The sequence below is a fragment of the Arthrobacter silvisoli genome (assembly GCF_003369445.1).
In the GTDB taxonomy this organism is placed as follows: Bacteria; Actinomycetota; Actinomycetes; order Actinomycetales; family Micrococcaceae; genus Arthrobacter; species Arthrobacter silvisoli.
Map to the genome: position 1 here is coordinate 76,581 of NZ_QRCU01000078.1, position 15,255 is coordinate 91,835.

At 68.7% G+C, this 15,255-nt stretch carries 13 protein-coding genes; all 13 read left to right on the forward strand.

Annotation, left to right across the window (positions count from 1 at the left end; genetic code table 11):
• The first annotated feature begins 44 nt into the window (after positions 1–44).
• The 13 genes from pyrR to DWV11_RS19610 all read left to right on the forward strand — a co-directional run bounded on the left by pyrR (position 45) and on the right by DWV11_RS19610 (position 15,236).
• On the forward strand, positions 45–626 hold the full coding sequence (pyrR, locus tag DWV11_RS19550) for a bifunctional pyr operon transcriptional regulator/uracil phosphoribosyltransferase PyrR (RefSeq protein ID WP_115790559.1): 582 nt from the start codon (positions 45–47) through the stop codon (positions 624–626).
• Entirely contained in the window at positions 623–1,630 is a 1,008-nt protein-coding gene (locus DWV11_RS19555; RefSeq protein ID WP_115790560.1) for an aspartate carbamoyltransferase catalytic subunit, read from the forward strand. The genes pyrR and DWV11_RS19555 overlap by 4 nt, the downstream gene beginning before the upstream one ends.
• Positions 1,630–2,979 (forward strand): dihydroorotase, encoded by a 1,350-nt coding sequence (locus tag DWV11_RS19560; protein ID WP_115790561.1) that lies wholly within the window; start codon positions 1,630–1,632, stop codon positions 2,977–2,979. The genes DWV11_RS19555 and DWV11_RS19560 overlap by 1 nt, the downstream gene beginning before the upstream one ends.
• A complete protein-coding gene (locus DWV11_RS19565; RefSeq protein WP_115790562.1) occupies positions 2,979–3,497 on the forward strand; it encodes a PH-like domain-containing protein in 519 nt (172 codons plus the stop codon). Before DWV11_RS19560 ends, DWV11_RS19565 begins: the two co-directional genes overlap by 1 nt.
• Positions 3,498–3,501: 4 nt before the next feature.
• The gene (gene carA / locus DWV11_RS19570) at positions 3,502–4,761 is read left to right on the forward strand and encodes a glutamine-hydrolyzing carbamoyl-phosphate synthase small subunit (RefSeq protein ID WP_115790563.1); all 1,260 of its coding nucleotides are present in this window, start codon (positions 3,502–3,504) and stop codon (positions 4,759–4,761) included.
• On the forward strand, positions 4,761–8,069 hold the full coding sequence (gene carB, locus DWV11_RS19575; RefSeq protein WP_115790564.1) for a carbamoyl-phosphate synthase large subunit: 3,309 nt from the start codon (positions 4,761–4,763) through the stop codon (positions 8,067–8,069). Before carA ends, carB begins: the two co-directional genes overlap by 1 nt.
• Positions 8,062–8,943, forward strand: a complete 882-nt coding sequence (gene pyrF / locus DWV11_RS19580) for an orotidine-5'-phosphate decarboxylase (protein WP_115790565.1) — start codon at positions 8,062–8,064, stop codon at positions 8,941–8,943. The genes carB and pyrF overlap by 8 nt, the downstream gene beginning before the upstream one ends.
• A gap of 166 nt (positions 8,944–9,109) precedes the next feature.
• Entirely contained in the window at positions 9,110–9,436 is a 327-nt protein-coding gene (mihF, locus tag DWV11_RS19585) for an integration host factor, actinobacterial type (protein ID WP_115790566.1), read from the forward strand.
• A 21-nt stretch (positions 9,437–9,457) separates the two neighbouring features.
• Positions 9,458–10,030 carry a guanylate kinase gene (gmk, locus tag DWV11_RS19590; RefSeq protein WP_115790567.1) on the forward strand — a complete coding sequence of 191 codons (573 nt, stop codon included), beginning with the start codon at positions 9,458–9,460 and terminating at the stop codon, positions 10,028–10,030.
• Positions 10,031–10,069: 39 nt separating this feature from the next.
• Positions 10,070–10,330: a DNA-directed RNA polymerase subunit omega gene (gene rpoZ / locus DWV11_RS19595; protein WP_074591496.1), complete on the forward strand. Its 261-nt coding sequence runs from the start codon at positions 10,070–10,072 to the stop codon at positions 10,328–10,330.
• 26 nt (positions 10,331–10,356) lie between these two features.
• A complete protein-coding gene (gene coaBC, locus DWV11_RS19600) occupies positions 10,357–11,619 on the forward strand; it encodes a bifunctional phosphopantothenoylcysteine decarboxylase/phosphopantothenate--cysteine ligase CoaBC (RefSeq protein ID WP_115790568.1) in 1,263 nt (420 codons plus the stop codon).
• 75 nt (positions 11,620–11,694) lie between these two features.
• Positions 11,695–12,921: a methionine adenosyltransferase gene (metK, locus tag DWV11_RS19605; protein WP_115790569.1), complete on the forward strand. Its 1,227-nt coding sequence runs from the start codon at positions 11,695–11,697 to the stop codon at positions 12,919–12,921.
• 143 nt (positions 12,922–13,064) lie between these two features.
• Entirely contained in the window at positions 13,065–15,236 is a 2,172-nt protein-coding gene (locus tag DWV11_RS19610) for a primosomal protein N' family DNA-binding protein (protein ID WP_425452089.1), read from the forward strand.
• Positions 15,237–15,255 lie beyond the last annotated feature (19 nt).

A 15,255-nucleotide genomic window follows, 5' to 3' on the forward strand; every position in this document is an offset into this window, starting at 1 on the left:
TTTTTTAATTCCGTCCTGTGAGGCGGGGAAAGGGGAGACGAGCGATGACTGAAGTCGCAGCACCGGTGCCGTCCAGGGTTGTATTGAACCAGGGCGATATTGACCGTGCACTCACTCGTATCGCCCACGAGATCCTCGAGGCCAACAAGGGTTCCAAGGACCTGGTCCTGCTGGGCATCCCGCGCCGCGGTTACCCGCTGGCAGTGCGCCTCGCCAACAAGATCGCCGCCGCGGACCCCGCCGTCGACGCCGCCGGGATCGTCGGCCAGCTCGATGTCACCATGTTCCGTGACGACCTTTCCCGCCAACCGGCCCGCCCCCCGTACCCGACGAAGCTGCCGAAATCCGGCATCGACAACAAGGTGGTTGTGCTGATCGACGACGTCCTGTACTCAGGACGCACCATCCGCGCCGCCCTCGACGCCATTGTCGACCTCGGCCGTCCGCGCATCGTCCGCCTCGCCGTCCTGGTGGACCGCGGCCACCGCGAACTTCCCATCCGGGCCGACCACGTGGGCAAGAACCTGCCCACCGCCTCCTCCGAAAAGGTGCGCGTGCACCTCGAGGAACTGGACACCGTCGACGGCGCCCCGGTCAACGAGGTAGTGATCGAGGCCGGCGCATGAAGCACCTGCTCTCCACCCAGGACCTCAGTGCTGCCGACGCAATCCGCATCCTCGACACCGCCGAGGAAATGGCCGCCGTCGGCGAACGCGAAGTCAAGAAGCTCCCGGCCCTGCGTGGCCGCACCGTGGTGAACCTCTTCTTCGAAGACTCCACCCGCACGCGGATCTCCTTCGAAGCCGCCGCCAAGCGCCTCTCCGCGGACGTCATCAACTTCGCAGCCAAGGGCTCCTCGGTGTCCAAAGGCGAATCCCTTAAGGACACCGCCCAGACCCTCGCCGCTATCGGTGCGGACGCCGTCGTCATCCGGCATTGGGCCTCGGGTGCCCCGCACCGCCTGGCCGCCACCGACTGGATCGACGCCGCCGTCATCAACGCCGGCGACGGCACCCACGAACACCCCACCCAGGCACTGCTGGACGCCTTCACCATGCGCCGCCACTGGGCGCGCCTGCACGGCACCGAATCGCAGGGCACGGACCTGAGCGGAATGCGCGTGGCCATCGCCGGCGACGTTCTGCACTCCCGGGTGGCCCGCTCCAACGTCTGGCTGCTGCGCACCCTGGGCGCGGACGTCACCTTGGTGGCGCCTCCCACCCTGCTTCCGATCGGTGTCGAGAAATGGCCCTGCAAGGTCAGCTACAACCTCGACGAAACGCTCCAGGCCGGCGTGGATTCCATGATGATGCTCCGGGTGCAGGGCGAACGCATGAACGCCTCGTTCTTCCCGTCCACCCGCGAATACTCCCGGCGCTGGGGCTTTGACGACACCCGCCTGCGCGCCCTGGACGAACTCGGCCTCAAGGACACCATCATCATGCACCCGGGCCCCATGAACCGCGGCCTGGAAATTTCCTCGGCTGCCGCTGATTCGCCACGCTCCACGGTCCTGGACCAGGTGCGCAACGGCGTCTCAGTCCGCATGGCAGCCCTGTACCTGCTGCTCTCCGGGGACACCCGCGAAACAGTTCCCGCAACCACCCAGTCCAGCAAGGAGAGCCACTGATGGCAGAGAACACTTACCTGATCCGTGGCGCTGCCATCCTCGGCGGGGACGCCGAGGACCTCCTTATCCGCGACGGGGTCATCGCCGCGCGCGGGAACGGTGCGGCCACGCATGAAGCCGCGGCGGACGCCACCGTCATCGAGGCCGCGGGCCTCGTGGCCCTGCCTGGCATGGTGGATATCCACACCCACCTGCGCGAACCCGGCCGCGAAGACGCCGAAACGGTCGAAACGGGCACCCGGGCCGCCGCGCTCGGCGGCTACACCGCCGTCCACGCCATGGCCAACAGCAACCCGGTGGCGGACACGGCCGGCGTCGTCGAACAGGTCCACAGCCTCGGCCGCGACTCCGGCTGGGTGGACGTCCGCCCGGTGGGCGCTGTCACCGTCGGCCTGGCCGGCGAGCAGCTCGCCGAGCTCGGTGCCATGGCCGATTCCCGCGCCCGCGTCCGCGTCTTTTCCGATGACGGGATCTGCGTCCACGACCCCGTGCTGATGCGCCGCGCCCTGGAATACGTGAAGGCCTTCGACGGCGTCGTTGCCCAGCACGCGCAGGAACCGCGCCTCACTGCCGGTGCCCAGATGAACGAAGGCGCCGTCTCCGCGGTGCTCGGCCTGGGCGGCTGGCCGGCCGTCGCCGAGGAAAGCATCATCGCCCGGGACGTCCTGCTCGCCCAGCACGTCGGCTCCCGCCTGCACGTCTGCCACGTCTCCACCGCCGGATCCGTCGAGATCATCCGCTGGGCCAAGTCCCGCGGCATCGACGTCACCGCCGAGGTCACCCCGCACCACCTCCTCCTCACCGACGAACTCGTCCGAAGCTACGATCCCGTCTTCAAGGTCAACCCGCCGCTGCGCACCGAAACGGACGTCCTGGCCCTCCGCGAAGCACTCGCCGACGGCACCATCGACGTCATCGGCACCGACCACGCCCCGCACCCCAGCGAGCACAAGGAATGCGAATGGGCACAAGCGGCCATGGGCATGACCGGGCTGGAAACGGCGCTGTCCGTCGTGCAGGAAACCATGATCGAAACCGGGCTGATGGGCTGGGCCGACTTCGCCCGCGTCACCTCCACGGTCCCGGCACGCATCGGCCGGCTGGAGGACCAGGGCCGCCCGCTCGAAACCGGTGAACCGGCCAACATCATCCTCGTGGACCCCGCGGCCCGCTGGACGGTTGATCCCGACAAGATGGCCACCATGGGACGGAACTCCCCGTTCAAGGGCAGGGAACTTCCCGGTGCCGTGATCGCCACCTTCTTCAAGGGCCACCCCACGGTGCTCGGCGGCAAGCTGAACGTACCCTACCGCCACCCGGAGACCGCCGGCGCGGTCAGCGGGAACTGATGAACGAGTTCGCCTCCCTGCTGCTGGTCCTGGTCCTGTGCGCCGTCGCCTTCGGGCTCATCGCTCTCGGTTGGCGCTCCAGGCTCCGGCGGCAGGCCGACGTCGAACAGCCCCCTCCGGTTCCGGCGGAACTGGGCGCGGCCGCCGTCGTCGTCTCAGGCCAGTACGTGGCCACCACGACGGCGGGGGACTGGCTGGACCGGATCGCCGTCCACGGCCTGGGCTTCCGCGGCAACGCCGAAGCGAGCGTGCACCCCGAAGGAGTGCTGTTCGACCGGGACGGCTTCCCGCCGCTGTTCGTGCCGCGCGCGGCGCTCCAGTCCCAACGCCAGGACAGCGGGATGGCCGGCAAGTTCGTCGAGAAGGACGGACTCGTGGTCATCAGCTGGACCCTGGGAAGCCGCACACTGGATACGGGATTCCGTACCCGTCATGCCGCCGACAAGCAGCCGCTCATCAACGCACTTCAAGAATTGATCTCCGCAAACCCCCAGGCGCAAGCCGATAGTGGAAAGTAAGACAGTGACGGACAACAACGCAGCGACACATCCGAACGACGTTGACGCCAGCGCAGCGGCAAGCGCCGCTCCCGCAGTGCTGGTCCTCGAAGACGGCCGCGTGTTCCGCGGCCGCAGCTACGGTGCCACGGGCACTGCCCTGGGCGAAGCCGTTTTCGCGACCGGCATGACCGGCTACCAGGAAACGATCACCGACCCCTCCTACGCGCGCCAGCTCGTGGTGCAGACCGCACCCCACATCGGCAACACCGGCGTGAACAGCGAGGACGCGGAATCCCGCAAGATCTGGGTTGCCGGCTATGTGGTCCGCGACGCCGCCCGCCGCCCCTCCAACTGGCGGTCCGAGCGCAGCCTCGACGCCGAACTGGTGGAGCAGGGCATCGTGGGCATCCAGGGCGTGGACACCCGTGCCATCACCCGCCACCTGCGCGAAAACAAGACCATGCGCGCCGGCATCTTCTCCGGCGAGGCCGCCAAGGCCGCCGAAAGCGAACTGCTCGCCACCGTCAAGGCCAGCGCCCCGATGGAAGGCGCACGCCTGGCAGAGGAAGTCAGCATCGACGAAGCCTACGTCGTGGAGCCGAAGGACCATGGCTGGGAGGGCGAGGCCCGCTTCTCGATCGCGGCCATCGACCTCGGCATCAAGGCGATGACCCCGGTGCGCTTCGCCGAACGCGGCGTCCGCGTCCACGTGCTCCCGGCCACCGCCACCCTCGAGGACGTCAAGGCCGTCAACCCGGACGGCTTCTTCATGTCCAACGGCCCCGGCGACCCCGCCACGGCCGACGCCCAGGTCAAGCTGCTGCGCTCCGTGCTGGACGAGAAGCTCCCGTACTTCGGCATCTGCTTCGGCAACCAGATCCTCGGCCGTGCCCTCGGCTTCGGCACCTACAAGCTCAAGTACGGCCACCGCGGCATCAACCAGCCCGTCATGGACCGCCGCACGGGCAAGGTGGAAATCACCTCGCAGAACCACGGCTTCGCCGTCGACGCCCCCATGGACGGGGCCAGCACGGCGCCGGAAGAGCGCTACGGCCGCGTCGAGGTCAGCCACGTGAGCCTCAACGACAACGTCGTTGAAGGCCTGTCCTGCTTGGACATCCCCGCCTTCTCGGTCCAGTACCATCCCGAGGCCGCCGCGGGTCCGCACGACGCCGCGTACCTCTTCGACCGCTTCATCGACCTGATGGACAGCACCAGGAACTCCGCCCAGACCACATCGGCCCAGGCCACATCGGCTCAGACCAGCGAGGACACCAAGTAATGCCGAAGCGTACAGATCTCAAGAGCGTCCTTGTCATCGGCTCCGGCCCGATCGTCATCGGCCAGGCTGCCGAGTTCGACTACTCCGGAACCCAGGCCCTCCGCGTGCTCAAGGAGGAAGGCCTGCGGGTCATCCTCGTGAACTCCAACCCGGCCACGATCATGACCGACCCGGAATTCGCCGACGCTACCTACGTCGAGCCGATCACCCCCGAGGTGGTCGAAAAGATCATTGCCAAGGAGCGCCCGGACGCGGTGCTGCCCACCCTGGGCGGCCAGACGGCCCTGAACACGGCGATCGCGCTGGACAAGAACGGCGTGCTGGCCAAGTACAACGTGGAACTGATCGGCGCGAACATCGCCGCGATCGAACTCGGCGAAGACCGCGAGAAGTTCAAGGGCGTCGTGGAGCGTTGCGGCGCCGAGTCCGCCCGCAGCCACATCATCCACACCATGGATGAGGCCTTCGCCGCCGCCGAGGACCTGGGCTACCCGATGGTGGTCCGCCCGTCCTTCACCATGGGCGGCCTCGGTTCCGGCCTGGCCTACAACGAGGACGACCTGCGCCGCATTGTGGGCCAGGGCCTGCAATACAGCCCCACCACCGAGGTACTGCTCGAAGAGAGCATCCTCGGCTGGAAGGAATACGAGCTCGAGATGATGCGCGACAAGAACGACAACGTCGTTGTTGTCTGCTCGATCGAGAACTTCGACCCCGTGGGCGTGCACACCGGCGACTCCATCACGGTGGCCCCGGCCCTGACCCTCACCGACCGCGAGTACCAGAAGCTGCGCGACGTCGCCATCGCCGTCATCCGCGAAGTCGGCGTCGACACCGGCGGCTGCAACATCCAGTTCGCCATCCACCCGGACACGGGCCGCGTCGTCGTCATCGAAATGAACCCGCGCGTCTCCCGTTCCTCCGCCCTGGCGTCCAAGGCCACCGGCTTCGCCATCGCCAAGATCGCCACCAAGCTGTCCCTGGGCTACACCCTGGACGAGATCCCGAACGACATCACGCAGAAGACGCCGGCCTCGTTCGAGCCGACCCTCGACTACGTCGTCGTCAAGGTGCCGCGCTTCGCGTTCGAGAAGTTCCCGGCCGCGGACCCCACGCTGACCACCACCATGAAGTCGGTGGGCGAGGCCATGGCCATGGGCCGCAACTTCACCGAAGCGCTGCAGAAGGCCCTGCGCTCCCTGGAACAGAAGGGCTCGCAGCTGGACTTCAGCCACGTGCCCGAGTACGAGGTGGCCGAACTCATCGAGAAGGCCAAACGCCCGACGACGGAACGCCTCTACCAGGTCCAGCGCGCCCTGCTGGGCGGCGCCACCGTCGAGGAACTGTACGCCGCCACAAAGATCGACCCCTGGTTCCTGGACCAGCTGCAGCTGCTCAATGAGACTGCCGCGCAGATCCGCAAGGCCGGTGCCCTCACCGAGGACATGCTGCGCAACGCCAAGCGCCACGGTTTCTCGGACGAGCAGATCGGTGCCTTGACGCACAACAGCGAAGCCGTGGTCCGCGGTGTCCGCCAGGCCCTCGGCGTCCGCCCGGTCTACAAGACCGTGGACACCTGTGCCGCCGAATTCGCCGCTTACACGCCGTACCACTACTCGGCCTACGACGAGGAGGACGAAGTCGGCCTGCACGCCAAGCCGTCCGTGATCATCCTCGGCTCAGGCCCGAACCGCATCGGCCAGGGCATCGAGTTCGACTACTCCTGCGTCCACGCCTCGATGGCGCTGCGCAAGGCCGGCTACGAGACCGTCATGGTCAACTGCAACCCGGAAACGGTGTCCACGGACTACGACGTGTCCACCCGCCTGTACTTCGAGCCGCTGACCCTCGAGGACGTCCTCGAAGTCATCGCGGCCGAGGAGCGCACCGGCGGCGTCATGGGTGTGTTCGTGCAGCTCGGCGGCCAGACCCCGCTGAAGCTGGCCCAGCAGCTGGCCGACGCCGGCGTCCCGATCCTGGGCACCTCGCCCGAGGCCATCGACCTCGCCGAGCACCGCGGCGAATTCTCCCGCGTGCTGGACAGCGCCGGCCTGATCGCCCCGAAGAACGGCACCGCCGTCTCCTTCGAGGACGCCAAGAAGATCGCCGACGAGATCGGCTACCCCGTGCTGGTCCGTCCGTCCTACGTGCTGGGCGGCCGCGGCATGGAGATCGTCTACGACGAAGCCAACCTGTCCCGCTACATCGCCAACGCCACCGAGATCACCCCGGACCACCCGGTGCTGATCGACCGCTTCCTCGAGGACGCCGTCGAAATCGACGTCGACGCGCTCTTCGACGGCACGGATATGTACCTCGGCGGCATCATGGAGCACATCGAGGAAGCCGGCGTGCACTCCGGCGACTCCGCCTGCGTGCTGCCCCCGATCACCCTGGGCAAGAACGTCATCGACCGGGTCCGCACCGCCACCCGCGCCATCGCCGAAGGCGTGGGCGTGCGCGGCCTGATCAACATCCAGTTCGCCCTCGCCTCGGACGTGCTCTATGTCCTGGAAGCCAACCCGCGTGCCTCCCGCACGGTGCCGTTCGTGTCCAAGGCCACCGGCGTGCAGATGGCCAAGGCTGCCGCCCTGATCGGCACCGGCGTCACCATCAACCAGCTCCGCAGCGCCTACAAGATGCTGCCGGAGACCGGTGACGGTTCCACCCTGCCGTTCGACGCCCCGATCGCCGTGAAGGAAGCCGTGCTGCCGTTCAGCCGCTTCCGCACCCCGGAGGGCAAAGTCGTCGACTCCCTGCTCGGCCCGGAAATGCGCTCCACCGGCGAGGTCATGGGCATCGACAAGCACTTCGACACGGCCTTCGCCAAGAGCCAGGCCGGCGGGGGCAACGCCCTGCCCACCGAAGGCAAGGTCTTCGTCTCGGTCGCGAACCGCGACAAGCGCTCGGTGATCATGGGCGTCAAGCGCCTGTCCGATCTCGGCTTCGAGATCGTCTCCACCGGCGGCACCGCCGATGTCCTGCGCCGCAACGGCATCCAGGCCACCCCGGTGCGCAAGGTGGCCGAAGGCTCCAGCGCCGAGGGCGAGGGCACCATCGCCGACCTCATCGTTGCCGGTGAAATCGACATGGTCTTCAACACGCCTTCCGGCGGCGAGGCCCGCAGCGACGGCTATGAGCTGCGTGCCGCAGCGACCTCGATCGGCATTCCCTGCATCACCACGGTGGCCGAATTCAACGCAGCCGTCCAGGCGATCGAGGCGCAGCGCACCTACGAATGGTCGGTCACCAGCCTGCAGGAGCACGCCGCCAACCTGGCCGCAGCCAAGGAATCGGTCAATGCCTGAGTCCACGGTTGACCAGCGGGCAGCTGCGGAACCGGCGGGCCGGGAGCCCTTCGGTTCCCGGCTGGCCGCCGCCATGGCCGCCCGCGGCCCGCTGTGCGTCGGCATCGATCCGCACCCGGGGCTGCTGGCCGACTGGGGGCTGAACGACGACGTCGCCGGCGTGGAACGGTTCTCGCTGACCGTTGTGGAGGCCGTGGCTTCCCTCGCTGCCGCGGTCAAGCCGCAGGTGGCCCTGTACGAGCGCCACGGCTCCGCCGGCATGGCCGTCCTGGAGCGCACGCTGGCCGCCGCGTCCGCCGCCGGGGTGCTGAGCATTGCCGACGCCAAGCGCGGCGACATCGGCTCCACCATGGCTGCCTACGCGGATGCCTGGTTGCGTGACGGTTCGGCCCTCGCCGCCGACTCGGTGACGCTGAGCCCGTACCTGGGCTTCGAGTCGCTGCGCCCGGCCCTTGACCTGGCCGCAGAGTACGGGCGGGGTGTTTTCGTCCTGGCGCTCACCTCGAATCCCGAGGGCAAGTCGGTACAGCACGTAGGCGGCAGCGAATCCGTGGCCAAGCGCATCGTGGAAGCGGCTGCCGCCGAGAACCGACGCTATGACGGCGCCTTGGGTTCGGTAGGCCTGGTGGTCGGGGCGACCATCGGCAGCGCCCTGGCGGACCTTGGCCTTGACCTCAACGCCGTCAACGGGCCGCTTCTGGCGCCTGGTCTGGGCGCCCAGGGGGCCACGGCAGCGGACCTGCGGAGCACGTTCGGGGCGGCCTATCCGGCCGTCCTCGCAACCTCCAGCCGCGGCATCCTGGCCGCCGGACCCGCCGTGGCGGGCTTGCGTGCGGCTACCGAGGAGACCCGGGACGGACTGCTCGGCGCCTGAGCCCCGCCCGGGTGCGGGCCGCCGTCGGGCGCTCCTTGCACACGGAGCCGGTTCCCGCCACCAAGGCGGGCACCGGCTCCGCGTTGCTTTCACGGCGCGGATGCCGGTAGCTTCGGGGTAGTCCACTGCGCTGCGCGCAAAGTGGTGCACAGAATGGGGAGAACCAGTGGCTCTTAAGGCTTTGTCTGCACAGGAACGTGGCGATGCCCTTGCGAAAGCGGCCAAAGCCAGGGCGCACAGGGCCCAGTACAAGGAGCGCCTCCGGAAAGGCGAGCTAAGCATCGCCGGGCTGATCAGCCTCGCGGCCGAAGACGAGGCCCTGGCGCGGATGCGGGTGGCCGAGCTGCTGGAAGCCGTACCGGGGATCGGCCCGGTCCGTGCAGCCGCGATCATGGAACAGATCGGCATCGCGACCTCGCGCCGGCTCCGGGGCCTTGGCGTCCACCAATCCCGGGCGCTGATAGATTTTATGGAAGACAAACACGGCGTCTAGCGCCTCACCCCGAAGGATCACGTGAGCAAGAAACCGGGACTGACCGTCCTCGCAGGCCCCACCGCCGTCGGTAAGGGAACCGTATCCACCTACATCCGCGACAACTACCCGGAAGTCTGGCTGTCGGTATCGGCCACCACCAGGGCCCCGCGTCCGGGGGAGACGGAAGGTGTCCATTACTTCTTCAAAAGCGCCGACGAGTTCGATTCCCTGATTGCGGACGGTGAGCTCCTCGAATGGGCTGTGGTGCACGGGCGCAACCGCTACGGAACCCTGCGCAGCACCGTCGAGGCAGCCATCGCCGAAGGCAAATCCGTGCTGCTTGAGATCGACCTCCAGGGTGCACGCCAGGTCAAGGAGGCCGTGCCGGACGCGAACTTTGTCTTCCTGGCACCGCCGTCCTGGGAGGAAATGGTGCGCCGGCTGGTCGGACGCGGCACGGAAACCCCCGAGGAACAGCAGCGCCGCCTGGAAACCGCTAAACTGGAACTTGCCGCTGAACCGGAGTTCAACCACACCGTCATCAACGATGACGTCCGACGGGCAGCGGACGAGCTTGTTTCACTCATGGGGCTTACCCCGCACCAGCGCTAAGCGCCGGGACCTGTCAGCCCGCTAGAATTTGGAGAATTCGTGTCCACGAACCTTGAAGGCATCATCAACCCGCCGATCGACTCGCTGCTTAAGGCCGCCGATTCCAAGTACGGCCTGGTGATCTTCGGCGCCAAGCGTGCACGCCAGATCAACGCGTACTACGCCCAGCTGCACGAGGGCCTCTTCGAATACGTCGGCCCGCTCGTTGACACCAAGCTGAACGAGAAGTCCCTCTCCATCGCCCTGCGCGAGATCAACGAGGGCCTGCTCGTATCCACGCCGATCGAATCGGCCGAGTAGGCAGTCTGCCTGTAGACGGGGGCCACGTGCGCATCATCCTCGGAGTCGGGGGAGGGATCGCAGCCTACAAGGTTGCATCTCTCCTCCGGCTTTTTACTGAAGCCGGACACGACGTCACGGTCATCCCCACCGAAGCGGCCACCCGCTTCGTCGGGACGGCCACCTGGGAGGCGCTCTCCGGCAAGCCCGTGAGCAACAGCGTGTTCGACGACGTCGAGAAGGTCAACCACGTCCGGCTCGGCCACGAGGCGGACCTCATCGTGGTGGCCCCCGCGACGGCGGACCTGCTCGCCAAGGCGGCCACCGGCCAGGCCGGCGACCTGCTCACCAACACGCTCCTCATGGCGCACGGTCCGGTGCTGTTCGCCCCCGCGATGCACAGCGAAATGTGGCAGCACCCGGCCACCCGGGCCAACGTGGAAACCCTGCGCAGCCGCGGCGCCACCGTGCTGGAACCCGCTGTCGGGCGCCTGACCGGTGCCGACTCAGGCCCCGGCCGGCTGCCGGAACCCGAAGTGATTTTCGACGCCGCACTGGCCCTCGCAGGCGCTGCTGCGGTCCCGTCGGCAGGCAACGCACCCGGGCCCCTCGCCGGACGCACCGTCACCATCACCGCCGGCGGCACCCGCGAAGCCCTCGATCCCGTGCGTTTCCTCGGAAACCGTTCCTCCGGCAAACAAGGCGCTGCCTTGGCCCAGGCCGCTCTCGACGCGGGAGCCCGGGTACGCTTCCTGGCCGCCCACATGGACGTCGAACCGCCGTCGGGCGTGGAACTGGTCCGCGTCGAATCGGCACTCGAACTGCGGGAGGCCGCGCTGGCCGCCGCACCGGAATCCGACGTCGTGATCATGGCCGCGGCGGTCGCCGACTTCCGGCCCGCCGAGGTGTCCGACACCAAGATCAAGAAGAAGGACGACCAGGACGCGCCGCTGCTCCGCCTGGTGCGGAACCCCGACATCCTCCGCGAACTCGTCGAACAGCGCGGCAGCGCCGCCGTCGGCGGCAAGCACAGCAGCCAGCTCATCGTCGGTTTCGCCGCGGAGACGGGCGACGCCGATGGCGACGTCCTGGAACACGCCCGCGCCAAGCTCGCCCGCAAGGGCTGCGACCTGCTGGTGGTGAACCACGTCGGCATCGGCCGGGTCTTCGGCCAGGACGAGACGTCCGTGGTGATCCTCTCAGGGCACGGCGCCGGACCGCAGTCGGCCGCCGGGTCCAAGGCCGACGTCGCCGCCGCCGTCATCGACCGGATCGGCGCCGAGCTCGAGCGAGTATCGCCCGCCGGCTGACGCCGCTCCGGCCGCATCCTTAGCACGGGGACACACGGCACCGGCCGTTTTCCCTCAACCAAGTAAGGTAGTCACGTGACTTTACCCCTGCACCACGCCCACGGAAATCCGTCCAAGCTCCGGCTCTTCACCTCAGAGTCAGTCACTGAAGGACACCCGGACAAGATCTGCGACCAGATCAGCGACGCGATCCTCGACGCCCTCCTGGCCGCCGACCCGGAATCGCGCGTCGCGGTGGAAACCATGGCCACCACGGGCCTGGTGCATGTTGCCGGCGAAGTCACCACCGACGCCTACGTCGAGATCCCGCAGATCGTCCGCGAGACCATCCTGGGCATCGGCTACGATTCCTCGGCCAACGGCTTCGACGGCGCCCGCTGCGGCGTGTCCGTCTCGATCGGTCAGCAGTCCAACGACATCGCCGGCGGCGTGTTCAACTCGCTTGAGGCCCGTGAGGGCCGCCAGGAGGACGACTACGACCTCCAGGGCGCCGGCGACCAAGGCATCATGTTCGGCTACGCCAGCGATGAGACCCCGTCCTACATGCCCACGCCGATCTGGCTGGCCCACCGCCTCTCCGAGCGGCTCACTGACGTCCGCAAGAGCGGCGAACTGGCGTACCTGCGCCCGGACGGCAAGACCCAGGTGACCGTGGGGTACGACGGGGACCGTCCCGTGTCGGTCGAAACCGTGGTCATCTCCAGCCAGCACGCCGAGGGAACCCCTTTGGATCGGCTGCGCGCCGACCTGGCCGCGCACGTGATCGACCCCGTCCTGGCCGTGTCCAACCTGGATATCTCCCATGTGGCCAACATCCTGAACCCTGCAGGGGCGTTCGTCATCGGCGGACCGGTGGGCGACGCCGGGCTGACCGGCCGCAAGATCATCGTGGACACCTACGGAGGCTTTGCACGTCACGGCGGCGGCGCCTTCTCAGGCAAGGACCCGTCGAAGGTGGACCGTTCGGCGGCGTACGCCATGCGCTGGGTCGCGAAGAACGTCGTGGCCGCTGGACTGGCCAAGCGCGCCGAGATCCAGATCGCCTACGCCATCGGCCAGGCCCGTCCGGTGGGCACCTACGTGGAAACCTTCGGCACGGAAACCGTAGACCCCGCCAAGATCAGCGAAGCCATCGCCGAGATCTTCGACCTCCGTCCCCGTGCCATCATCGATGCCCTCGACCTGAAGCGTCCGATCTATACCAAGACCGCCGCCCACGGCCACTTCGGCAGGGACGAGCCGGACTTCACCTGGGAACGCCTGGACCGCGTGGCGGAGCTGAAGGAATTCTTCAACGCCTGATCCGCACCGCCGGCGACGCCGCGCTGAAATTGTCAGTGCCCCTTGCTTTGCTGGTGCCAGCAAAGCAAGGGCCGGAGCCGGATGACAGGGGGGTGACCACGATGGGCGAGGACGGATTGTTCCCGCTGGCGGAGGGCACGTCTGTGGCGACCCCCCCTGCCATGGCGTCAGCACGCCAGCCTTCCCTACTGCAGGGATTCCCTGCTCAAGCCACCGCGGGCGGCCCCGAGCCCGCTGCGGTGGATCCCGTGGCCGCGGTGCTGATCGAATCGCCGCTGCCGCACCTGGACCGGCCCTTCGATTACAGTGTGCCGGCCAAGTTGGCGGATTCCGCGCTGCCCGGCGTCCGCGTCAAGGTGCGCTTCAACGGCCAGGAACTGAGCGGATACATCCTCGAGCGAAAGGCGGGCGCCCCGGGCGGCCCGGCGCTCGTGCCCCTGCTCAAGGTCGTGTCCGCTGTCCCGGTGCTCGGACCGTCCCTGCTGGCCTTGGCGTCGGCGGTCGCCGCACGGTACGCCGGAACACTCAGCGATGTGCTGCGCACCGCTATCCCGCCCCGCGTTGCCGGCCTTGAGAAGGGCTACCTCGCCGGCGACGAGCTCTTCGACCCTGCCTCGACGACGGCCAGCGGGACGGCGGCCAGCGGGACGGCAGGCAGCGCCGCGGCAGAGCCAGTGGCGGACGGTCCCGACTCAGGCGGCCCGGAGGCCCCTGTCATCCGGCGCGATACTGCGGGAGGCTGGGCCTCCTACGGCAACGGCACCGCCTTCCTCCAGCACCTCGCGGCCGGCGGATCCCCGCGCGCCGTCCTCACCGCTGTGCAGGGCTACGGCCCGGACGGCTGGCCTCGACTGATCGCGGCCGCCGTCGCCGCGGTACGGTCCTCCGGCCGGGGCGCCGTCGTCGTCGTTCCGGACCAGCGTGATCTTGACCGCATGGAACAGGCCCTCCTGGAGGTCCTCCCGGCCGCAGACGTCGCACGGCTCACTGCGGACGACGGCCAGACGCCCCGCTACCGGAGCTACCTGAGGCTGCTCCGAGGCGACGCCGGGGTGGCGGTCGGCACCCGTTCGGCGGCCTATGCACCCGTTCAGGCTCTCGGCCTGGTGGTGTGCTGGGACGACGGCGACGACCTCCACATCGACCAGCGCGCACCCTATGCCCACAGCCGCGAAGTCCTGCTCCTGCGCAGCGAGCAGGAATCGGCGGCCTGCCTCATGGCCGCGCACAGCAGGAGCACCGAACTGCAGCGCCTGGCCGGCACCGGCTGGGCCGTGGCGGTCGAAGCTCCGCGGCCGGTGGTGCGCAGCAGGAGCCCGCGGGTCCTGAACACCGCGGACAGTTTCGAGCAGGAGCGGGACCCCTTGGCCCGCATCGCCAGGCTGCCCGGGGCGGCGTGGCGTGCCGCGAAGGAAGGGCTGGAACGCGGACCGGTGCTCGTGCAGGTGGCCCGCGCCGGGTACGCCCCGTCGCTGGTGTGCGAGGACTGCAGGGAACCGGCGCGCTGCACCAACTGCCAGGGACCCCTCGCCATCACGGGGCCCTCCTCGCCGCCGCAATGCCGCTGGTGCTCCACCCCCGCTCCCGAATGGCACTGCCGGCACTGCGGCGGCAGGCGCCTGCGGCGTGGAGCTGCCGGGGTGCTGCGCACTGCCGAGGAACTCGGCCGTGCTTTTCCGGGGAAGGCAGTCATTACATCGTCGGGCGACCAAGTGAGGGCCCGGGTCGGAACCTCCCCGGCCCTCGTGGTTGCCACGATCGGCGCCGAGCCCGTGGCCGATGCCGGCTACGCGGCAGCGCTGCTCCTGGACGGAGACTCATTGCTGCGGCGCGAGAACTTGCGGGCCGGCGAGGACACTGTGCGGCGCTGGTTCAACGCGGCGGCCCTGGTCCGACCCGCGTCGGAGGGTGGACTCGTGGTGGTCACGGCGGACGACAGCACGGCCACGGGTGCCTTGCTGCGCTGGGATCCCGCCGGCTTCGCCGCCCGGGAGCTGGACCTGCGGCAGGAACTGAAGCTGCCGCCTGCGGTGCGTGTCGCCTCCGTGACCGGGCCGCGCGCCGACGTCGTGCACTTCACCGATGCCCTCGGACGCTCCCTGGAGCTGCGCGCCGTTGGACCGTCCCCCCTCTCGGTGTCGGCCGCCCGCCAGGGCAGCCAGGCCGGGGAGGGCGAGGTGCGCACCCTGCTGTTCATTCCCTATGGGCAGGCGGCGCAGGCCACCAAGGAGATGCGCGCCGTCAAGGCAGCGAGTGCGGCGAAGCGGACCGCGGGTCCCGTGCAGCTCAGGCTCGACGGCGTGGACGTGCTTTAGGCGAGGTGGCGGCTGGCCG